The following is a 20,737-nucleotide window of genomic DNA, read 5'->3' on the forward strand; positions in this document are numbered from 1 at the left end:
GGAACCCTTTTTTTGGTATCACGCGTACATCGCAGCACTGTTCACTCTGGAGTACGTTAACCACTGATTGCTCGTTACCGTGCCGCTTATTCCAGAGATGAATTAAGCACTGGCACGAACTTATTACGGCATTAAAAAAGCGTGGAATATTTAATCCAGTGAGCAGTTTTATGGACTATTTCAGCGAATAGCGATCACTATTCTGCTGGCCGCAAGGAAACGCTCTGTTGATTGCAGAAATATGGCGCTCAGATTACAGACCAATACCCATCAGATCGGAATGACGACGCTCAGCCTACAGAATAACGCTCACGATTTAATCATATCTATCAGTAATTTATCTGATTTTTAACATGCTGTTAATTATAAGATGATAATGATAACTGTTATGGTAACATCCTGTTGACCCTGCCGGATGCTCACTGTTCAGGGCCTCTTTACACATCATGTTTAATTAAATTATCAGTAAATCCCTGGCTGGATTGAGGTCCCTATGAATCCCATCGTATATATTGTTGACGACGACGCTGCTGTAACTTCAGCATTGCGTAATCTGCTCAGCGCCGACGATTACACGGTTATCTCTTTTTCATCGGCTGATGATTTTCTGACTCATGCAATGCCTCCCCTTCCCTGTTGCCTGATTCTCGATATTAATCTGCCCGGCGCAGATGGATTCGATGTCGCACAGGCGTTGCTTGATCGCGGTTACACGATCCCCACCATCTTTTTAACCGGCTTCGGGACCATTCCGGTCACAGTGCGGGCGATGAAAACCGGCGCTTATGAGTTTCTGACTAAACCGGTAGATCCCGATCGTATGTTGCAGGCGGTAGCGGAAGCGTTGCGCATCGCTGAAGAGAATATGGCCTCCTCTGAGGAGCGGCGGGAAATATTCCAGCGACACCAGACCCTGACGCCGCGTGAAAGCGAGGTGATGCTGCTGGCGATTAGTGGCCTGCTGAATAAGCAGATTGCCGCCGAAATGGGCGTCAGTGAAATTACGGCTAAAGTCCACAAGCGGCGGGTGATGGAGAAGATGAATGCGCGCTCGCTGACCGATCTGGTGCGTGCGGCTGAGCGGCTCAATATTGATCATACCCGCCGTCGCTAAGGCCAGCTTCTAAAGCTGGCCCGCACGCTTATTCCAGTGGCAGCGTAAACCAGAAACGGCTGCCGCCTTCCGGCCGGTTATCTGCGCCTAACTCTCCGCAATGCTTTTTGATGATCCCTTTACAGATGGTTAGTCCCATACCCATGCCGCTTTTCTTGGTGGTGTAGAACGACTCAAAGATCCGTTCACGCACGCCATCAGGCAATCCACAACCGCTATCCAGCACCTCAAATCGCAGCGTGTCAGCCGTAGGATTCTCGGAGGTGAGGCGCAGCAGGGCCGCGCGCGGTAAATCATCGGACATGGCATCGATAGCGTTGATGACCAGATTGAGCAGCACCTGCTGAATCTGAACGCGGTCGCAGAAAATATCTGCCCTGGCCGCCCTGAGTTTCAGTTCCAGTGAAATGCCCCGCCGTTCCAGCTCGATCCGGGAGAGCGCCAGAATATCACGGGCGATCAGATGCAGGTTTTCCGGCGCGAAGCTCGGTTCATGATTGCGGGTCAGCGCCTGCAGACCACGAATAATCTCTCCAGCACGTTTACCCTCTTTAATAATCTCGTTCAGACTGCTGCTGGCATTCTCCAGCATCAACGGCTCACGCCTTAACCAGCGCAGGCTGGCACCGGCGTTTGCCACAATTGACATCAGCGGCTGGTTAATTTCATGGGCGATGGAAGCGGTCAGCTGCCCGACGGTGGTGGCACGGGTGACCCGAGCCAGGTCCGCCTGCGCCATACGCGCGGTATCTTCTGCCTGGCGCTGTAAGGTGATATCCGAAATGGTGCCGAAATACTCTTTCACCTCGGGGAAATTGTCCACTGGTTCGCCGATGCCCTTGATATAGCGGCATTCCCCATCCGGCCGGAGCACACGGAACTCAGCCTGCATACTGCGCCCCTGGCTGACGCTAAGCGTGACCAGTTCACTGATGCACGCATGATCATCGGGATGAACGCGGGTCAGAAAATCTGCCATCGACAGCCCTTTTTGTTCAGCTGGCAGGCCAAGAATACGGCCATATTCTTCAGAGACCATCATCATGTCCTCTGTCACTTCCCAGCGCCAGGTACCGGTATGGCTGATCTTCTCACCGAGCATCAGCGAGGTCTTGCTGGCTCGCAGCTGCCTCTCAACCCGCCGCCGATGCGTGTTCTCCTCCAGCAGCTCCGCGTAGAGCCGTGCGTTTTCCAGGGATACGGCCGCCTGCGCACTCAGGGTTTTCACGATGTGGGAGTGCTCAGCTGTAAACGCGTCAGGCATCAGGCGATTCTCCAGATAGAGCACCCCGACCATGTTGGCCTGCCTGAACATCGGGACACACAACACCGCTGCGCCCGAAGCCACCAGATAGGGATCCTGGCTGAACGGACTGAACGCCTCCGGCTTGCCGGTGCGTATCTCCTGACCGGTACGGATCACCGCTGACAGCACGGATAAAGGCAGGTCGGTCGCGAGAGGCCGCTCTTTGACGATCTGCACCCGTACCCCCTCCGCCATGCTCTCTGCCCAGGCCTGCATCTCCGGCAGATTGCCATCCAGAATCCGTATGAGCCGACAGCGCTGAGCACCGGCCCGTTCCAGCAGCATGCGCATCAGGGTATGTATCAACCGATCAAGGTTGATCTCCTCCGTCAGGGCCCGCACGGCGGTCAGCACGCTCTCCATGTCATAGAACGCGGCATCCTGGGTAAACGGAATCGTCGCCAACGCGCTGTTTTGCAGCGGCGCAGACAGATGCGGATAGCGCTGCTCCAGCTGGCGCACCATCGCCTGCGCCCCCCAGTTTTCCCAGCTTCCTGTTGCAGCTTTAATGTACGCATCTGCTGCGGTATCCAGCTGCAAAGCCTTATAACAGCGGCCTGCCAGCTGATTCGCCAGCGCATGAATGTGCAGATAGCCCGCCTGTCTGGAGAGACGAATGGCCCGTTCATACTGCTGCAGCGCTTCGCCCGTGTTGCCATCAAGACGCGCACACTCGGCCCTGAGCAGAGCATATTTGTCTGCAAACAGAGCGGGGTTGAGGTCAGTCCAGTCAGCAAATTTATCGAGATGGCCGTGCAGCGCATTGCTGTCAGCCGCTTCAGGCTGGTGACTCAGTGACAATGCGCTGTAGAAATGAAAATCCATCAGATAGATATAAGCGGGCACTGCGCTAATCAGCGGACGAACCGCCTCAAAACAGCGCAGCGCCTCCCGGTATTCAGCCGCAAAAAAATGCGCCATTCCCCGATAAAGTCCGGCCCAGAACCGCACCATCGCTTTAGGGCCGGATATCGGCCCCGGCTCACTGCCCGCCACCAGCGGCAAAGAGGCGACGCGATCCTTTGCCCTGAATCCATTGCTGTTACGCAGTTGCATCACCAGTTGCTTCTGCATCACCAGCACGTTCTCGACATCCGGATAATAGGATTTGCGGGTAAACGCGAGTCCACGCTCAATGGAGGTCTGCACCGACTCAAGGTGATCGCCGCGTGTCAGCGTGTTCATGATCTGATGACGCAGCGAGAGGCAGGCAAAAGAGCGGTCGCCATGCATCACCGCCACGCGAAAGCTTTCGCGGGCACACTCCACGGCGACCTCCAGCGGCTGTGTCCAGATCCCGACCTGATCCAGTGGCAGCAGCGTGCGTGCTTTGTAGCGGATAAAGTTATGCTCTTCCACCAGCTCACGCGCCACACGGCCACAGGCATAGCTAAACTGCCAGGCCTGATAGCGGTCGCCAGTCAGTACGCTGAACCAGGCGAGACCAAACGCAGAAGCCCCTGTCATGCCCTGGTCCAGCGTCATCTCCAGCATCCGGCAGACCAGCATCAGATGCAGTTGCGGGCAGTCGTAGGCGGAAACAAAAATGGTGCTGGCCATCAGGTTCAGCACCGACTCCGTTTCGGCATTGTTGTTCAGCGGCAGCCGTGAAAAAGCTGCTTGCGGGGAGTCGCCGATGCGCTTCCTGAGCGACAGCCAGGCAGCGTCGATGTCCGTGTCTTCCGGATTGCGGTTGAAATGCTCACCAAAGACCGCCAGCCAGGCGAGTGCGGTTTCCAGCGCCAGATGATTGTCAGACTGGCGCATATGAATTTCAGCAGAGAGACAGGCAGCCCTGGATTTTTCACTGAGTGTGCCAGGCTCACGCAGCAGTCGGGTACAGAGCGATTGTGCGTTGCTGAGATTACCGTGCAGAAACTCGCACTCTGCCTCATCAAGACCCAGCATAAAGTCATTACCGGTGACCATTCGCTGGCTAAGCCGCTGGGCGGTGCGCAGATAGCGCAGCGCCGAGAGGTAGTCCCCGGCACGCTTAGCCCCCTGTGCCGCGCGCAGACAGAGCGGATAATAACGCTCACGCTCTGCGACACTCAGCGGCAGTTCAGCAATCATGCCAATGTGATAAACCGCGCGGAACAGTGTTTCACTGTTATCCGCCGTCACCACCGCAGCTGACAGCCAGGCCGCCGCCTGCTGGTGAAGATGCTGTTGCTGCCGGCGATCGGGCAGTAAAAATGCCGCGTTGTGAACACGGTCGTGGGTAAAGGCATAGTTGCCGCCCGTCAGGGTGATAAAACGGCCACTGACGGCCGGTTCAAGCTGCTGCTGAAGCCGTGTAACAGGCGTTCCGCTGATATGACTTATCATCGACAGTTCGCCGCTGGCGCCCAGGCAGGCCAGATCGCCCAGCAACTGCCGCGTTATCTCCGGCATCCGTACCAGCTGATTCAGCACCAGCGTCGCCACGTTGTCGGTGTACTGACGGGCAATCAGTGCCTGGCTGTCGTAATGCCATTTAAGCGGGTTCTGACGAAAGTAAATGTCCCCATCGTCCACCGCCTGACGAAAGAACTCCTGCACAGAGAGCGGATTACCGCCGGTTTTGTCGAAAATAATCTGTGCCAGTTCGCGATGGCCACCGGGACGGGTATGCAGCCTCCCCGCCAGCCAGCGGCCAATGCTTTTCACGCTGAGCGGCTGCGGCGTCAGCGCCACAAGCCGCGCCGCGGATTCTCTGAACCGCAGCAGAAAACCGGCAATCATCGGACAGGGCATCGATTCGCCCTCCCGGAAAGCGAGCACCAGCATAAAAGGCAGATGTTCACTACGAGTGATCAGCGTTTCCAGCAGTTGCAGCGTGGCATTATCTGCCCAGTGAACATCATCAATCAGCATCACCAGCGGGCGACCCGGCGTGGCAAAAGCCTCAATCAGCGCACACGCCATCTGGTTAAACTGCTCGCGGGCGTCCGGGGCGTGGCGCACCACGGGCGGTAGTGTCCGGATATTCAGCAGCTGTTTTAATTCAGGCACCAACTCAATGGCTAAATCGGTATATCCGCCCAGTAACCGCAGCAGTCGCCCCCGCCATTTGCTGACTTCCGGAGCGGACAAACCCAGCAGATAGAGCGTGACCGTACGAAACGCGGAGGCGATTGCGGCATAGGGGGCGGCAGGCGAATGCTGATCGGCCTTGCTGGCGGCCAGAAGAATCTGTCGGAGCTGCAGGTTTTTCAGTGCAGAGGCGATGATGGCAGATTTCCCGGAACCGGGCGCCCCGCTGAGCATCACCAGACTCTGCGTGCCGCTGCGGTTGACCGCCTCCAGCGTGGTCAGTAATGCGCGCGCCTGCGGGTGGTGTGTGAACAGCGTCTCGGGGCGGAAACTGCTGCTGAACCGCTCCTGCAGACCGGGCGTAAACGGTGCAATGGTGTTTTCGGCAGTGAGGGTCGCCTGACAGCGGCGCAGATCGGCTATCAGTCCCTGCACGGTCTGATATCCCTCTGCGGGCGACTTTGCCAGCAGACGCAAAAGAATCACCGAGAGCATCGTCGGCACATCGTCTCTGACCTGATCGGCGGGCCGGGGTGCGGTAGCGATGTGATGATGAATCCACTCTGCTTCACCCGCGTCGGGTGAGCCAAATGGCAGTCTGCCGGTCAGGTACTCATACAGCACGACACCCAGGCTATAGAGATCGCTGAGGCTGCTGACCGGATGCGGCGTGCGACCGGTATGCTCAGGAGACATATAGGCCAGCGTACCGCCTGAAGCGCGCAGACTGGTTTTGTCCGCCGACTGCGCGGCCAGCGAGGCCAGTCCAAACCCGCCCAGGCGAAAGCGCCCCTCGTCAGTCACAAAAAAGTGGCCCGGCTTGATATCGCCATGCACGATGCCCTGATGATGCGCCTGACCGAGCGTGTAGCAAAGCTGCAACGCAACCTGCAGAAAGTCGGCGATGTGTTCAGGTGGCGTGGCGAGATTGTGAGCCAGAGTACGAAACGGAAACGAAGGATAAATCAGGGCATAACGATTGTGATAACGGGTGGTGCTGGTCGCGGTGATTGCCCAGCGCGGTGAAAGATAGCCTGCCAGCGCACGCTCATTTTTGAGCCGCTGCGTCGCCTGAAAGGTGACGTCGTCACTTTGACTGGTGGCGATAATCATGGATTCACCAGACTGACAGCGCGCCAGCATCCAGAGCAGACAGCCATCCTGCGCCAGCGGCGTCAGCGTGTCGAAATGGTCAATCGCGATCCCTGCGTCGTCATTTTCCTGGACATTAACCGAAAGCATGCTCATCAGCGGGCTTCTCCCCTGGATAACTCGCAACGGATCAGTGTCAGCAGCGTATCAACATCAATGGGCTTTCGCAAAAACGTGACCGCGCCCAGGGCGATGGCATACCACAGGGTGGTGTCATCCAGGTCTGCCGAAATAAAGATGACCGGGGGCAGTTCTGTCTGCTGTTTTAGCAGAACAAACAGCTCAAAGCCGGACATGCCCTTGAGTCCGACATCAATAATCAGCATGCCCGCCTCTGAAAGGGCATCGTCATCGCTCAGGAGCGCCTCACCGGACTCATATAAGCGTGTCGGGTAGCCGTCTGAGTGCAACAGATTGCTCAGTCCACTGCGGACCGCGCGTTCATCATCAACAATGATAATACGCTGTGACAGCGCCATGCCGTTATTCTCCGGAACGCCTCACTGTGCGGTACGCGAGGACTTAAGGGGTGTTATCGCCATCGGGTGGCGGTGTCCCACTGATTTTTGGCACACACTCATGGCGAAACCACTTCAGCGTCACCGGCTGACGGCGAAGCAGACGTTTAGCCAGCGGAATGACCTGTTCACCCACCAGCATGCCGAACAGCCCCACCAGAGCAATAATAGGCGGAGCCGGAGAGTTAACGTTAATCAGCGCATAGATTACCCCGGCAAGCAGGCCCACCGTGAGAGAAATAATGTAGGATTTCAACATGTTCAGCTTATCCGCAACGGGTGTGTTTCAGGCTGATCGCTGAGCGAATGCAGGACGGTCGCATGCGCCGCGGGTATCATCGCCTGCACCAGCGCCCCGCCCAGTAACATTCCTAGCAGGCCTACCAGCGCAATCGCAGGCGGAGCGGGTGAACGGACCTTAAGCAGGCCGTACAGCACGCCAATCAGCACCCCTGCCGCCAGGGAAAGAAGTAAAGGATTCATGACCGGACTCCTGTGATGCCCGTCTGCTGACCGGCAGCACGTGCCGATCAGCAGAGCGACCCTTAGCGGACCGGCGCGTGAACCGGTGCCAGAGTACGGTGTTCACTTTTCTGACGAGACGGTGCCTTATGCACCATGGTGTAGGCGTAATCCACACCAATGCCATAGGCACCTGAATGCTCTTTAGCGATGTTCATCACCGCATCGTAAGTGTCACGGTTGGCCCAGTCACGCTGCCACTCCAGCATCACCTGCTGCCAGGTCACCGGCACCACTCCCGCCTGGATCATGCGCTGCATCGCGTAGTCGTGCGCTTCTTTGGTGGTACCGCCTGACGCGTCGGCCACCATATAGATTTCGTAGTCGCCTTCCAGCATCGCGCACAGGGCAAAGCTGTTGTTACAAACCTCTGTCCAGAGTCCCGACACCACCACTTTTTTCCTGCCGTTCACCGCCAGGGCATCACGCACTTTCTGGTCATCCCAGGAGTTCATCGAGCTGCGCTCCAGGATATCCTGACCAGGGAAGACATCCAGCAGCTCCGGATAGGTATGACCGGAGAAGCTTTCGGTTTCGACCGTGGTAATGATGGTCGGGATATCGAAGACTTTTGCCGCCTTCGCCAGCGCAACGGTGTTGTTTTTCAGCACCTGACGGTCAATCGACTGCACGCCAAAGGCCATCTGCGGCTGCTGGTCGATGAAGATAATCTGGCTGTTATGTGGCGTGAGGACTTCAAGCTTTGCGTTGGACATGCGTTCACCCATAGAGGTTAAGTAACGGAATTTCCGCCAACCGGCGCGGAGCAAAAATACGGTCAGGGCAGGTTTGTTGTCCTGCTGCTGGCTGTCTGGTCGAAGTGTAGGGCGACGCGCCACGGCAAACTATTATCTCTGCGTATAACTATACGAAGGTATAGGTATCCCTCTGTATAACTAGACGATCCCTCAGCCCGCTCACCATAATCCGGCTTATTCGTGCCCTGCTTATTGCGGCACTTCCTGTCCCGCGCTGAGTCGGACAACCCCGTTGAGGAGGAACTATGGTTACGCTGGGTAAAGCTGAACTGATACTGACCCATGGCAAATTTCATACTGTTGACCGCAGCAATCCGGTCGCAGAAGCCGTGGCAATTCGTGATGGCAAATTTGTTGCGGTCGGTACGCTGGCAGAGGCGATGGAGTATCACTGTGACGGCACCAAAGTGATCGATCTAAAAGGCCACACCGCCGTGCCGGGCCTGAACGATTCACACCTGCATCTGATCCGCGGCGGGCTGAACTACAACCTTGAGCTGCGCTGGGAAGGTGTACCGTCGGTGGCCGATGCGCTGCGGATGCTGAAAGCACAGGCGCTGCGTACCCCGTCACCGCAGTGGGTACGTGTCGTCGGTGGCTGGACCGAGTTCCAGTTTGCCGAGCGCCGGATGCCGACGCTGGATGAGATCAACGAAGCGGCCCCTGACACACCGGTTTTCCTGCTGCACCTTTATGACCGCGCCCTGCTCAACCGCGCCGCACTGAAAGTGGTCGGCTATACCAAAGAGACGCCGAACCCGCCAGGGGGTGAAATCCAGCGCGATAGTAACGGCAATCCCACCGGCCTGCTGATTGCCCGTCCCAATGCGATGATCCTCTACGCCACGCTGGCGAAAGGCCCGAAGCTGCCGCTGGAACAGCAGATCAACTCCACCCGCCAGTTTATGCGCGAGCTGAACCGTCTGGGCCTGACCAGCGCAATTGACGCCGGTGGCGGCTTCCAGAACTATCCCGAAGATTATGAAGTGATCGCTGAGCTGCATCAGAAAAAACAGATGACGCTGCGTATCGCCTATAACCTCTTCACGCAGCGTCCGGGGCATGAACTGGAAGATTTTGAGAAGTGGACGGACATGCTGACGCCAGGCCAGGGCAGCGACTATTTCCGTCACAACGGCGCAGGTGAAATGCTGGTCTTCTCGGCTGCTGACTTCGAAGATTTCCTGGAGCCGCGTCCCGACCTGTCGCCCGGTATGGAAGATGAGCTGGAGCGCGTGGTGCGGCATCTGGTGGAGCATCGCTGGCCATTCCGCCTGCATGCGACTTATGACGAGTCGATCAGCCGGATGCTGGATGTATTCGAAAAAGTGAATCGCGATATCCCGTTCAATAATCTGCACTGGTTCTTTGACCATGCGGAAACGATCACCCAGCGCAATATTGATCGTATTAAAGAGCTGGGCGGTGGCATTGCCGTGCAGCATCGTATGGCATTCCAGGGTGAATATTTTGCTGAGCGCTACGGCATCGAAGCGACCCGCCACACGCCGCCGGTGCAGAAAATGCTGGAGACCGGCGTTCCGGTAGGACTCGGCACCGATGCGACCCGCGTCGCCAGCTACAACCCCTGGACCGCGCTCTACTGGCTGGTTTCCGGTCGCACCGTGGGCGGCATGCAGATGTATGACGTCAGTGCCCGCCCTGACCGTGAAACGGCGCTGATGCTCTGGACCCAGGGCAGCGCCTGGTTCTCCAGTGAACAGGGTAAAAAAGGCCAGATCAAAATCGGGCAATTGGCGGATCTGGCCGTGCTGAGCAAAGACTTCTTCAGCGTCCCTGAAGAAGAAATCAAAGGCATTGAGTCGGTGCTGACCGTGGTGGATGGCAATATTGTCTATGCCGCTGGTTCGTTCAGCGCGGATGCGCCACCCGCGATTCCGGTCCTGCCTGAGTGGTCGCCAGTGGTTAACGTGCCGGGTCACTATCGCAGCGCCCCGCCGGTTGCGCAGAGCCGTGCAGGTATGATGCCCGCCGTCCACCACTGCAGCGGTCCGTGTGGGGTTCATCAACACTCGCATGATATTGCGCGGGGTTCCAGCGTGCCGGTCGCCGAAGATAACGCCTTCTGGGGCGCGCTCGGCTGCAGCTGCTTCGCGTTTTAATCATGAATAGCGCTATTACTCTTTCGCCCCGTATCAACGCGGGGCTGTTCTTCCTGCGGCTGACCGGCAGCCTGCTGCTGTTGCAGGTGCATGGATTGCCGAAAATTCTCCATTTCAGCGAAGAACTGACGCGTATCGAAGATCCCTTCGGGCTGGGACCGATGATGAGCCTGTTGCCGGCGATCGTAGCGGAAGTCATCTGCCCGATTTTTATTATCATCGGCTGGGGAACCCGGATGGCCTGCCTGCCGATCATCGCGGTGCTGCTGGTGGCGATGCTAGTGGTTCACCCTGGCTGGTCACTGGCTGAAGGCCAGTTCGGCTGGCTGCTGCTGATTATCTTTACCACGCTCGCGCTGACCGGGCCTGGCGGCTGGCGCATCGGCGCGACAAAACCTCAGGGGAGACGTTATGGCACAGGTTCATGATATCCACCAGCTCGATCAGGAACAGCCTGAGGCGACTTCAGGTGAGTTTTCACCACTACAGCCGTTGCGCCAGCCGGTGTTCCGCATGCTGTGGATCGCCACCGTGGTCTCCAATATCGGCTCCTGGATGAACGATGTGGGCGTGAACTGGAGCATGCTGACGCTGAGTGCCGACCCGCTGGCCGTAGCGCTGGTGCAGGCAGCCAGCAGTCTGCCGATGTTTCTGTTCGCGCTGCCCTCAGGCGTGATGGCAGATATCGTTGATCGCCGCAAATATCTGCTGTTTTCCCAGCTCTGGACCTTTATTGCCGCGGCCGGGCTGACGGTGTTAGCCTGGACCGGCCATGTAACACCTGAAGTGCTGCTGGGCGCTGCTTTTTTGCTGAGCGCGGGTGCTGCCATGAGTTCACCGCCCTTCCAGGCGATCGTGCCGGATCTGGTGACTAAACCGGAACTGGGGGCCGCCATTGCGCTTAACTCGCTCGGCATTAATATCAGTCGCGCTATCGGTCCGGCGCTGGGCGGCCTGATCCTCTCATTCACCGGCCCCTGGATGGTTTTCCTGCTCAATGCGTTGTCCGTGCTGGGCGTCGCCTGGGTGCTCTGGCGCTGGAAAGCGGAGCCGAGCGTGCAGCGCCTACCGCCGGAGCATTTCTTCCCGGCGGTGCGTGCCGGTCTGCGCTATGTGCATGCGGCACCGGTCCTGCGTAACGTGCTGGTGCGGACCTTCGCGTTCTTCCTTTTTGGCAGCGCAGGCTGGGCTTTGCTGCCGCTGGTCGCGCGTCGTGAACTCGGCCTCGGCCCCGGTGGCTACGGCATTATGCTGGCCTGCATCGGCGTCGGCGCGATTACCGGTGCCGTGCTGCTGCCGCGTCTGCGTCGTCGTCTGAGCTCCGATCGCCTGATGGTGCTCGCCAGTCTGATCTTTGCCCTGACTATGCTGGCGCTGGCCTTTGTACGGCACTTCTGGCTGCTGAACGCGTTTGAGTTCTTTACCGGCTTTGCCTGGATAGCGGTACTCTCGACGCTGAATCTCGGCGCACAGCGCAGCGCCGCGAAATGGGTAAAAGCGCGTGCGCTGGCGGTTTATCTGACGGTCTTCTTTGGCTCCATGACCGCAGGTAGCGCACTCTGGGGACAGCTCGCCTCTCACTTCAGCATTCCGCTGTCGCTCTGTATCGCGGCGCTGGGTATGGTGCTGGCCAGCAGCACCGTCTGGCGCTGGCGACTCGATCAGGATCCCGATCTCAATCTCGACATGATCGGTGACGGCGTCAATGCACCTGCGCTGGATATTCGTCACGAACGCGGGCCGGTTATGGTGAATTACGAATACCGGATTACTATTGATGATGCACACGCTTTTATCGTCTGCATGCAGGATATGCGACGGGTCAGACGCCGCGGTGGCGCCATCAACTGGTCGCTTTATGAAGATATTCTGCAGCCCGGCATTTTCGTTGAGACGTTTGTGGTCGGCTCCTGGGTCGAGCATCTGCGTCAGAAAGAGCGCTACACCATCAACGATAAAAAAATAGAGCGGCGGGTTTTCGCTTTTCATCAGGGCGAGAGCTCACCCGAAGTTCGCTATCTGGTGGCGCCAGTGTGACTGGCGTAATACCAACTTTTTATCCATCACGTCATACAGAGGGCAATACCATGAGCACCTTTAAAACGACCGACGGCACACAAATCTACTTCAAAGACTGGGGTACCGGTAAGCCTGTGTTGTTCAGCCACGGCTGGCCGCTGGATGCCGATATGTGGGACAGCCAGATGAAATTCCTGGCCGATAACGGCTATCGGGTTATTGCATTTGACCGTCGTGGTTTTGGTCGCTCCGATCAGCCCTGGACCGGTAACGACTACGATACCTTCGCCTCGGATATTAATGACCTGATCACCCATCTTGACCTGCAGAACGTGACGCTGGTGGGCTTTTCCATGGGTGGCGGCGACGTTACGCGCTACATCGGCAGTTACGGCAGCGATCGCGTCGCGGCGCTGGTGCTGCTGGGTGCCGTTACGCCTATCTTTGGCAAAACGGCAGACTACCCGCAGGGTGTCGATATGTCGGTATTCGAGGGGATTCGTGAGGGTCTGCTCAAAGATCGCGCGCAGTTTATCAAAGAGTTCGCCACACCGTTTTATGGCACCAACGCCGGACAGACCGTTTCAGATGGCGTGATGACGCAGACGCTGAATATCGCGCTGCTGGCCTCGCTAAAAAGTACCGTGGACTGCGTTACCGCGTTTGCGGAAACCGATTTCCGTGCTGACGTAGCGAAAGTGAATGTGCCGACGCTGGTGATTCATGGCAGCAACGACCAGATCGTGCCGTTTGAATCCACCGGCAAAGTGGCGGCGGAGATGATTGAGGGTGCTGAACTCAAGGTCTATGACAATGCGCCGCATGGTTTCGCGGTAACGCATCAGGATCAGCTGAATCAGGATCTGCTGGCGTTCCTTAACGCGCAGTGATGAAAAAAAACTGCGCGGTGAAAGCCGCGCAGTTTCTGTTTTAACGGGTTGGATGATTCACTTCATTAGGACGCAGATCGAATAACAGCACTTCTGCCCCGTCACCGTGACTGAACGACAGCGTTTTCTCATCACGCACCCGCGCGCCGTCTCCGGCCTTAAACTGCAGGCCATTGACCCGCACACTGCCCCGCGCCACATGAATATAGGCGTAGCGATCGTCCGGCAGCGTGATCGTCTGCTGCTCATCGCCCTGGAACAATCCCGCGTAGATGCGAATATCCTGACGCACCCGCAACGTCCCGTTTTCACCCTCTGGCGAAATGATCAGTCGCAGATTACCGCGTTTATCCGCTTCGCTGACGGAGATCTGCTGGTAACCTGGCGGCGTGTTCTTCTCAGCAGGCACCACCCAGATTTGCAGGAAATGCACGCCGTCAGTACCTGAGTGGTTGAACTCACTGTGGGTCACCCCACTGCCCGCACTCATCAGCTGCACATCGCCGGGAACAATCACCGAGCCGGTGCCCATTGAGTCTTTGTGCTCCAGCGCGCCTTCCAGCACATAAGAGATGATCTCCATATTGCTGTGCGGATGAGCACCAAAACCACGTCCTTTAGCGACACGATCATCATTGATCACCAGCAGATCGGAGAAGCCCGCCTGTTTTGGGTCCCAGTAGTTTGCAAAAGAGAAGGTGTGACGTGAATTCAGCCAGCCGTGATCGCCCACACCACGTTGCTCTGACAATCTTTGCTCAATCATATTCTGCCCCTTCGTTGATTCGGGAAGTGCGAATGCCCTTCGATGGAAACAGCATATAAGTAAACCAGAGAGTCACACAATGGCATTAAATGGCAATCACTGTCGCTTTTTAGTGGACAATAGAGGCGTGGTTAAACGGAGTAATGGCAGGCGAGCCGCGTGTTTAGCTGCTGCCCCGAACCACCAGCTCACCCGGCATGATCACGCATTGTGAAGGCGCATCGGGCCGGGCAATTTTCTGCAACACCAGTTCACAGGCCCGACGGCCTATCTCCTTTGAGGGCTGCGCCAGCGTCGTCAGTGGCGGCGAGACCATTTCAGCCAGTTCGCTGCCGTCAAACCCCACCACGGCGATATCATCAGGTATCCGTAACCCCGCCTGCTGAATCGCCGTCATGGCACCAGCGGCAAGCGTATCAGACACGGCAAAGACCGCGTCAGGAACGGTTTCGTCCGCCAGCAGCTGCTCCATCGCCGCTTTACCCGCGCTGAAGCTTAACTCGCTGGCATAGGCAATCGCCTGCCAGGTCAGGTGCTGTTCTTTGAGCTGGCGGGTGTAGCCCTGCTGACGCAGTCGGGCATATCGGTAGCGGAGGTCGTGATTGATTAACGCGATGCGCTGACGTCCCCGCGCCGCAAGGAACTGCACCACGGACTGCGCAGCGACATCATCGTCAATACCGACGCAGGAAACCTGGCCCATGTCATCATGTTCGGCGCACTGAACCCAGGGTGCCGCGCCTATCAGCTGACTCAGCTCAGGCAGCTTGCTGAAGGCATCCATCGTAATGATGCCATCCACCATTTTGCCGGAGAGCAGTTGCAGGCTGGAGCGTGAACGTTCTATCTCCGCGCCCGAGTTGCACAGCAGGATGCGATAGCCATTTTTCTCGGCGTGCGCCTCTATGCCTTTAACCACCTCGGCGCAGAACGGGTTGGAGATATCTGAAACCAGCACCAGAATCATCGAGCTGCGCGCCGTGCGCAGCTGACGAGCCAGCAGGTTGGGCTGATATTGGCTCTCATCGATAGCCGCGAGCACCTTCTGACGATTAGCCGGTTTTACGCTGTCGCTGTTATTCAGCACCCTGGAAACCGTGGCAACTGAAACACCCGCCATCCGGGCGATTTTCTGAACAGACATAAAGATCCCTCTGATTTAATACGAGCAAAGCCGACTCACCGCTCATCCGCTGAATCCACACCGCCATTTCAGGCATTGCGATCCAGACCCAGCTGGTGGCGTACCGATGGGGCGTTCTCTGCTAACGCAAAATCATCAAACGCGCGGTCAGCTACGGGAATAATATGGCGACGGATAAACGCTGCACCTTGGCGCGCCCCGGTTTCGCCCTCCTTCAGGCAGCACTCCCACTCCAGCACGGCCCAGCCGTCATAGTCATACTGCGCCAGCTTGCTGAAGATACCATTGAAGTCGATCTGCCCGTCGCCCGGCGAGCGAAAGCGTCCGGCACGGGCCAGCCAGGGCTGATAACCGCCATAGACGCCGCTGCGTCCGTTAAGCTGATATTCAGCATCCTTAACGTGAAAGGCTCTGATACGCGAATGGTAGAGGTCGATGAACTGCAGATAGTCGATGTGTTGCAGCAGCAGATGGCTGGGGTCAAACAGAATATTGCAGCGCGGATGGTGATTCACCTCTGTCAGAAAACGCTCAAACGTGACACCGTCATGCAGGTCTTCGCCGGGATGAATCTCATAGCAGAGGTCAACGCCGTGATGGTCAAACACATCCAGTACCGGCAACCAGCGCCGGGCCAGCTCGGTAAATGCCTCGTCGAACAGCGCTTCATGGTGCGGCGGCCAGGGATAGAACCAGGGCCACGCAAGCGAGCCGGAAAACGTCGCGTGTGCGCGCAGACCGAGTTTTTCCGAGGCTGCCGCCGCACGCTTCAGGGCGGCGGTAGCCCAGTCGGTGCGCCGGGCGGGATCGCCACGCAGTGTTGCTGGCGCAAAATTATCAAATGCGAGGTCGTATACCGGGTTCACCGCCACCAGCTGCCCTTCAAGATGGGTAGACAGCTCGCTGATCTCCAGTCCGAAACCGGCCAGCATTCCCCGGACATCATCACAATAAGTCTGGCTGACCGCTGCCTTTTCAAGGTCGAATATAGCGGGCTGGTGACAGGGGATCTGCAGCGCCCGATATCCCAGCGCGGCGGCCCACTCCGCCAGACCCGCCAGCGAATTAAACGGCGGCTGTGAAGTGATAAACTGCGACAGAAAGATGCCCGGACCCTTAACTGTTTTCATCAGTAGCTCCTGTTTTTCGCTACCGCCTAATCACGGTATTTAAACGAGAAGAAGAAGATAATCGCAATCAGTGCAGCGGCAACCGCAGGGATCCACCAGAAGATTGCCCAGCTCTGCGCGCTGGCGTGACCTGCAACCAGATGGTTATAGAGTGCGCCGGAGATTTGCGACCCCAGCAGCATGCCTATGCCGTAGGTGAACATCACCACCATGCTCTGCGCCTGCCCTTTTACCTTTTCACCGGCAATCCGATCGGTATAGATAAAGCCCACCACGAAGAAGAAGTCATAGCAGACGCCATGCAGCAGAATGCCGAGGTAGATCAGCGTGCGCGTCTCATCACTCATGCCCAGCGCAAACAGGGCATAGCGGACAAACCACGCCGTCATCCCAATCAGCAGCATGTACTTCACACCCAGGCGACGAAACAGCAGTGGGATGATCAGCATGAAGGCGATTTCAGACATCTGGCCCAGCGACATCAGCGTGCTGACTTCGCGGATACCGGCATCAGCTAGCCAGGAGGCGGTAAAGGCGTAGTAGGTGCCGAGCGGAATGGAGATCAGGGTGGCGCACAGCGCAAAGACCATGAAATGCCGCAGGCGCAGTAAGGCGAAGGCGTCGGCGCAGAAGAGATCGCGGACTTTTAATGGTAAACCTTTAGCCGGTGCCGGTGTGTGAGGCAGCGTCAGGCTATAAATGGCCAGCAGGACCGAACAGAGTGCCGCCAGCTGGAACACCGCGACGCTGTCCGCAATGCCGGTCACGCCGATAAAGATCCCCGCCACGATCCAGCCGATAGTGCCGAAGACCCTGACAATGGGGAAACTCTTCTCACTGCTGGCGAGACTGTGAAAGGCGATGTTATTCGAGAGCGCCAGCGTCGGCATAAAGCAGAGCGTATAGCCAAATAACAGGGCGATTAGCAACGCGCCGTTTTCTGCGATCAGTGCCTGCGGCACGAACCAGAGAATCGCTGCACCCGCCAGATTCATCACGGCCATCACTTTTTGCGAGGGAAAGAAGCGGTCTACCAGCATACCGAGCACAAACGGCGAGAGAATCGACGCAATAGGCCCGGCTGAAAACGCATCCCCAATCAGCAACGGCATATTGTGACGGGTCATCACCAGCCCCAGCGTTACCGACCAGCTGCCCCAGATAAAGAACTGCATAAACATCATCAGAGAGAGGCGCGGCACCAGCAGCTTATGCTGTACCCGCTGACCTGCACTCTCCTGCACTGTCGCAATCATGAGAACCTCAAAAATAAGTAATCGATTACTTTCTGCCGGATTTAAAAGTAATCGATTACAACCGTTCATTCTTTCGCCGCGATCACAAATTGATAACAGTACGTTATCATCATTTCGTTATTCATCATTGTGATGTGACATCTGCTCAGGTCGTGATATCCGCTAACCGCGCTTTACGAAAACGGTAGCGCTCATAAAGCACTGAATAGAGGCCGCCGCACACCACCAGAACCGCACCGATGACCGTAGTGGTAGTCGGCAGGTTACCCAGCAACAGATAGCCCACCGCGACAGACCAGATCAGCGTGGTGTAATCGAACGGCGCCAGCAGCGAGGCTTCGGCGTAGCGCAGGCTCAGGGTCATCAGAATCTGCGTGATTCCGCCCAGCAGCCCACAGCCTATCAGTAGCGCTACCTGATTACCGTGCGGCACTATCCAGCCGCCCGGCAGCGTGATCAGCGACGTTAACGCTGTGGTGACGGCGAACCAGAAGGCGATGGCACCCGGCTTCTCTACGCCGTTAAGAAACCGAATCTGGACCAGCGCACAGGCGGTACAGAAAGCCGCCATCAGCGCCAGCAGAATGCCCGCCGACGCGGAGAGCGAGAATGACGCCGACTGCGTCAGCGAAAGATGCCCGGAAAACATCACCAGAATGCCGCTGAAACCGGTAAAGACCGCCACCCAGCGATGGTGCCGCACTTTTTCACGCAGCAGCAGTGCCGCCAGCAGCACGGTAAACAGCGGCGCAGCATAGTTAATCGCGGTGGCGTCGGTCAGTGAGATGTAGAGCAGCGACAGATAGCTGAAATAGAGGCCGCCGGTTCCGGCCAGTCCGCGCACAAAATGCCCACGAATATTACGGGTGCGGATGCCCTCCAGCACGCTGCCCTGGAAACGCAGCCAGATAAGCAGCGGGACCAGTGCCAGCACAGAGCGGAAAAAGATCACTTCGCCGACCGGGATTGTGCCATCCAGTCCTTTTACACAGGCCAGCATCAGCGTGGAACTCAACGCAGCTGTGATCTTCATCGCTATGCCAGCGGACGCGTTCATAGGGTTTTTAATCTCAGTGGGGAAAATAAGCAGTAAAATCAGCACACCCAGACAACATACTGGCACAATGCTGTGCAGCAATCTGCTGTGATTGCGCCGCAGACGGCAGATTATCTTTTTTTGCCGCCGCATCACGGCATGAACAGGCATGTGGGTCCGTGTTCGTGCTGGTAGACTTCTGCGTTCTGCCCTGTTTTTATGGGCCGCTTCTCATATGGAACGGGAGTTAATGATGTCCACGCTGCGTTTACTGTTATCGGAATCCAGTGATCCCTGGTTTAACCTCGCGGTCGAAGAGTGCATTTTCCGGCAGATGCCCGCCACCCAGCGGGTGCTGTTCCTGTGGCGGAATGCGGAGACGGTGGTGATTGGGCGGGCGCAGAATCCGTGGAAAGAGTGTAACACCCGGCGCATGGCGGAAGATGGTATCCGTCTGGCGCGTCGCAGCAGCGGCGGTGGCGCGGTGTTTCACGATCTCGGCAACTGTTGTTTTACCTTTATGGCCGGCAAGCCGGAGTACGATAAAAGCGTTTCAACTGCCATTATCCTGCGCGCACTGAACGCGCTGGGCGTTCCGGCGGAAGCATCCGGCCGTAACGATTTAGTGGTGAACACCGCTGACGGACTCCGCAAAATCTCCGGGTCTGCGTATCGTGAAACACCCGATCGCGGTTTTCATCACGGCACTATTTTGATGGATGCCGATCTTTCCCGGCTGGCAGATTACCTTAATCCTGATGTGAAGAAACTGCAGGCCAAAGGGATTACGTCAGTGCGCGCCAGGGTCGCCAATCTGACGGAGTTAACGCCGGGTATCAGCTATCAGGCGATCTGCTCCGCGGTGACGGACGCATTTTTTGAACATTTCGGCGAGCAGTGTGAGCCGGAGATGATCTCTCCCGATGCCCTGCCCGACCTGCCTGAATTTACTGAGCAGTTCGCAAAGCAGAGTAGCTGGGCGTGGAATTTCGGTCAGGCACCTGACTTCTCGCATCTGCTGGACCAGCGTTTTGTCTGGGGCGGTGTGGAAATTCACTTCGATGTCGAACGCGGCGCAATCAGCCGCTGTCAGATTTTCAGCGACAGCCTCAATCCCGCGCCGCTCGAAGCGCTGGCCCAGCGGATGCAGAACGTCACTTACCGGCCCGATGCACTGGAGCGAGTGCTGAGTCAGCTGGTTGCCGATTTCCCGGCACAGCAGGCGGAGCTGACAGAATTGCAGCAGTGGCTAATCGCAAGCTTAAGATGAACAGGCTCAGTCTGAGACTGGCCCGCGCGAAACGCTGTCGCGGACGAAGACATCGCGCATATATTCAGCCAGGCATAAACGCAAAAAACCCGCACAAGGCGGGTTTTTTTATTATCAATTCAGGCTTATCTGCTCAGGCTATTGCCGTCATCGCGATTGTAAGCGTTATTGATAACAGAGGCTTACATAGGAACTACGTTTGCCGCTGAAGGACCTTTAGCGCCGTTTTCAATCGTGAATTCGACCTGCTGGCCTTCGTCCAGAGTTTTATAATCGTTGCTCTGGATTGCAGAGAAATGTACGAATACATCTTTGCTGCCGTCCTGAGGAGAGATAAAACCGAAGCCTTTACCCGCGTCAAACCATTTTACTAAACCAGTCATTTTATCAGACATCGATATTTCCTTAATTTATGAGCCACAAGTGGCGAAGATGGCCTGTCTTCCAGAAGGTTACTTACCAGGATTTTAGGAGGAGACTCATGAAGAAGGGGTATCTAGAGATATCGCTTGCACTGAGGACTGCTTTACTAAAACTGCTTTGATAAGGTCTGTGTTCCAAACCGAGGTCGCTATTAAGTCATGCCTGAGCGACTTAAGCAAACATTATTTTAATTTAATTTTAACATCCAGACGTCCGGAGCGCTCTGATTGATTTTTAAAGCCTTTTCAATTTTCAGGGCTGTCGGATGGATAATGATTGCTGAACGGTCAGATTA

At 56.8% G+C, this 20,737-nt stretch carries 17 protein-coding genes; 6 read left to right on the forward strand and 11 right to left on the reverse strand.

The window, feature by feature from the left end:
- Positions 1–493 precede the first annotated feature (493 nt).
- Complete coding sequence (locus tag AC6I8C_RS20310; protein ID WP_497823605.1) at positions 494–1,114, forward strand: response regulator transcription factor; 621 nt, start codon at positions 494–496, stop codon at positions 1,112–1,114.
- A gap of 28 nt (positions 1,115–1,142) precedes the next feature.
- Here the strand turns inward: AC6I8C_RS20310 and AC6I8C_RS20315 are convergent, their stop codons facing one another.
- The 5 genes from AC6I8C_RS20315 to AC6I8C_RS20335 all read right to left on the reverse strand — a co-directional run bounded on the left by AC6I8C_RS20315 (position 1,143) and on the right by AC6I8C_RS20335 (position 8,343).
- Complete coding sequence (locus AC6I8C_RS20315) at positions 1,143–6,683, reverse strand: trifunctional serine/threonine-protein kinase/ATP-binding protein/sensor histidine kinase (protein ID WP_497823606.1); 5,541 nt, start codon at positions 6,681–6,683, stop codon at positions 1,143–1,145.
- Complete coding sequence (locus AC6I8C_RS20320; protein ID WP_033735675.1) at positions 6,683–7,066, reverse strand: response regulator transcription factor; 384 nt, start codon at positions 7,064–7,066, stop codon at positions 6,683–6,685. The genes AC6I8C_RS20315 and AC6I8C_RS20320 overlap by 1 nt, the downstream gene beginning before the upstream one ends.
- A 43-nt stretch (positions 7,067–7,109) precedes the next feature.
- Positions 7,110–7,364: a XapX domain-containing protein gene (locus AC6I8C_RS20325; protein WP_013196233.1), complete on the reverse strand. Its 255-nt coding sequence runs from the start codon at positions 7,362–7,364 to the stop codon at positions 7,110–7,112.
- A gap of 2 nt (positions 7,365–7,366) precedes the next feature.
- Positions 7,367–7,588 carry a DUF1427 family protein gene (locus tag AC6I8C_RS20330; protein WP_497823607.1) on the reverse strand — a complete coding sequence of 74 codons (222 nt, stop codon included), beginning with the start codon at positions 7,586–7,588 and terminating at the stop codon, positions 7,367–7,369.
- A 62-nt stretch (positions 7,589–7,650) separates the two neighbouring features.
- Positions 7,651–8,343, reverse strand: a complete 693-nt coding sequence (locus AC6I8C_RS20335) for a hydrolase (RefSeq protein WP_497823608.1) — start codon at positions 8,341–8,343, stop codon at positions 7,651–7,653.
- Between the two features lie 287 nt (positions 8,344–8,630).
- Between AC6I8C_RS20335 and AC6I8C_RS20340 the strand changes: the two genes are divergently transcribed.
- The 4 genes from AC6I8C_RS20340 to AC6I8C_RS20355 are packed head-to-tail and all read left to right on the forward strand — an operon-like array spanning position 8,631 to position 13,417.
- Positions 8,631–10,508, forward strand: a complete 1,878-nt coding sequence (locus AC6I8C_RS20340; protein WP_497823609.1) for an amidohydrolase — start codon at positions 8,631–8,633, stop codon at positions 10,506–10,508.
- 2 nt (positions 10,509–10,510) lie between these two features.
- Positions 10,511–10,936, forward strand: coding sequence for a DoxX family protein (locus tag AC6I8C_RS20345; protein WP_497823610.1), 426 nt, complete (start codon positions 10,511–10,513; stop codon positions 10,934–10,936).
- Positions 10,920–12,545 carry an MFS transporter gene (locus AC6I8C_RS20350; protein WP_497823611.1) on the forward strand — a complete coding sequence of 542 codons (1,626 nt, stop codon included), beginning with the start codon at positions 10,920–10,922 and terminating at the stop codon, positions 12,543–12,545. The genes AC6I8C_RS20345 and AC6I8C_RS20350 overlap by 17 nt, the downstream gene beginning before the upstream one ends.
- Before the next feature lie 50 nt (positions 12,546–12,595).
- Positions 12,596–13,417 carry an alpha/beta fold hydrolase gene (locus tag AC6I8C_RS20355; protein WP_135910825.1) on the forward strand — a complete coding sequence of 274 codons (822 nt, stop codon included), beginning with the start codon at positions 12,596–12,598 and terminating at the stop codon, positions 13,415–13,417.
- 40 nt (positions 13,418–13,457) lie between these two features.
- On the opposite strand, the gene AC6I8C_RS20360 is transcribed toward AC6I8C_RS20355, so the two are convergent.
- From AC6I8C_RS20360 to AC6I8C_RS20380, 5 genes are all read right to left on the reverse strand, one after another.
- Entirely contained in the window at positions 13,458–14,183 is a 726-nt protein-coding gene (locus AC6I8C_RS20360; RefSeq protein ID WP_497823612.1) for a pirin family protein, read from the reverse strand.
- 163 nt (positions 14,184–14,346) lie between these two features.
- Positions 14,347–15,327 (reverse strand): LacI family DNA-binding transcriptional regulator, encoded by a 981-nt coding sequence (locus AC6I8C_RS20365; RefSeq protein WP_497823613.1) that lies wholly within the window; start codon positions 15,325–15,327, stop codon positions 14,347–14,349.
- A gap of 68 nt (positions 15,328–15,395) precedes the next feature.
- On the reverse strand, positions 15,396–16,457 hold the full coding sequence (locus AC6I8C_RS20370; RefSeq protein ID WP_497823614.1) for a sugar phosphate isomerase/epimerase family protein: 1,062 nt from the start codon (positions 16,455–16,457) through the stop codon (positions 15,396–15,398).
- 26 nt (positions 16,458–16,483) lie between these two features.
- Complete coding sequence (locus AC6I8C_RS20375; RefSeq protein WP_095707771.1) at positions 16,484–17,713, reverse strand: MFS transporter; 1,230 nt, start codon at positions 17,711–17,713, stop codon at positions 16,484–16,486.
- Positions 17,714–17,858: 145 nt separating this feature from the next.
- Positions 17,859–18,770, reverse strand: coding sequence for a DMT family transporter (locus AC6I8C_RS20380; RefSeq protein ID WP_497823615.1), 912 nt, complete (start codon positions 18,768–18,770; stop codon positions 17,859–17,861).
- A 232-nt stretch (positions 18,771–19,002) separates the two neighbouring features.
- Here AC6I8C_RS20380 and lplA point away from each other — a divergent pair, with 232 nt between their 5' ends.
- Positions 19,003–20,019: a lipoate--protein ligase gene (gene lplA / locus AC6I8C_RS20385; RefSeq protein ID WP_497823762.1), complete on the forward strand. Its 1,017-nt coding sequence runs from the start codon at positions 19,003–19,005 to the stop codon at positions 20,017–20,019.
- 182 nt (positions 20,020–20,201) lie between these two features.
- Here the strand turns inward: lplA and cspE are convergent, their stop codons facing one another.
- Positions 20,202–20,414: a transcription antiterminator/RNA stability regulator CspE gene (cspE, locus tag AC6I8C_RS20390; protein ID WP_150011447.1), complete on the reverse strand. Its 213-nt coding sequence runs from the start codon at positions 20,412–20,414 to the stop codon at positions 20,202–20,204.
- Positions 20,415–20,737 lie beyond the last annotated feature (323 nt).

Source organism: Pantoea sp. X-Soil-YNGN-844 (assembly GCF_059730595.1).

What these genes read in the sequence shown, in the direction of transcription:
- AC6I8C_RS20310 (WP_497823605.1), top strand. Translation starts at nt 494, where the DNA reads ATGAATCCCATCGTATATATTGTTGACGACGACGCTGCTGTAACTTCA.
- AC6I8C_RS20315 (WP_497823606.1), bottom strand. Translation starts at nt 6,683, where the DNA reads ATGAGCATGCTTTCGGTTAATGTCCAGGAAAATGACGACGCAGGGATC.
- AC6I8C_RS20320 (WP_033735675.1), bottom strand. Translation starts at nt 7,066, where the DNA reads ATGGCGCTGTCACAGCGTATTATCATTGTTGATGATGAACGCGCGGTC.
- AC6I8C_RS20325 (WP_013196233.1), bottom strand. Translation starts at nt 7,364, where the DNA reads ATGTTGAAATCCTACATTATTTCTCTCACGGTGGGCCTGCTTGCCGGG.
- AC6I8C_RS20330 (WP_497823607.1), bottom strand. Translation starts at nt 7,588, where the DNA reads ATGAATCCTTTACTTCTTTCCCTGGCGGCAGGGGTGCTGATTGGCGTG.
- AC6I8C_RS20335 (WP_497823608.1), bottom strand. Translation starts at nt 8,343, where the DNA reads ATGTCCAACGCAAAGCTTGAAGTCCTCACGCCACATAACAGCCAGATT.
- AC6I8C_RS20340 (WP_497823609.1), top strand. Translation starts at nt 8,631, where the DNA reads ATGGTTACGCTGGGTAAAGCTGAACTGATACTGACCCATGGCAAATTT.
- AC6I8C_RS20345 (WP_497823610.1), top strand. Translation starts at nt 10,511, where the DNA reads ATGAATAGCGCTATTACTCTTTCGCCCCGTATCAACGCGGGGCTGTTC.
- AC6I8C_RS20350 (WP_497823611.1), top strand. Translation starts at nt 10,920, where the DNA reads ATGGCACAGGTTCATGATATCCACCAGCTCGATCAGGAACAGCCTGAG.
- AC6I8C_RS20355 (WP_135910825.1), top strand. Translation starts at nt 12,596, where the DNA reads ATGAGCACCTTTAAAACGACCGACGGCACACAAATCTACTTCAAAGAC.
- AC6I8C_RS20360 (WP_497823612.1), bottom strand. Translation starts at nt 14,183, where the DNA reads ATGATTGAGCAAAGATTGTCAGAGCAACGTGGTGTGGGCGATCACGGC.
- AC6I8C_RS20365 (WP_497823613.1), bottom strand. Translation starts at nt 15,327, where the DNA reads ATGTCTGTTCAGAAAATCGCCCGGATGGCGGGTGTTTCAGTTGCCACG.
- AC6I8C_RS20370 (WP_497823614.1), bottom strand. Translation starts at nt 16,457, where the DNA reads ATGAAAACAGTTAAGGGTCCGGGCATCTTTCTGTCGCAGTTTATCACT.
- AC6I8C_RS20375 (WP_095707771.1), bottom strand. Translation starts at nt 17,713, where the DNA reads ATGATTGCGACAGTGCAGGAGAGTGCAGGTCAGCGGGTACAGCATAAG.
- AC6I8C_RS20380 (WP_497823615.1), bottom strand. Translation starts at nt 18,770, where the DNA reads ATGAACGCGTCCGCTGGCATAGCGATGAAGATCACAGCTGCGTTGAGT.
- lplA (WP_497823762.1), top strand. Translation starts at nt 19,003, where the DNA reads ATGTCCACGCTGCGTTTACTGTTATCGGAATCCAGTGATCCCTGGTTT.
- cspE (WP_150011447.1), bottom strand. Translation starts at nt 20,414, where the DNA reads ATGTCTGATAAAATGACTGGTTTAGTAAAATGGTTTGACGCGGGTAAA.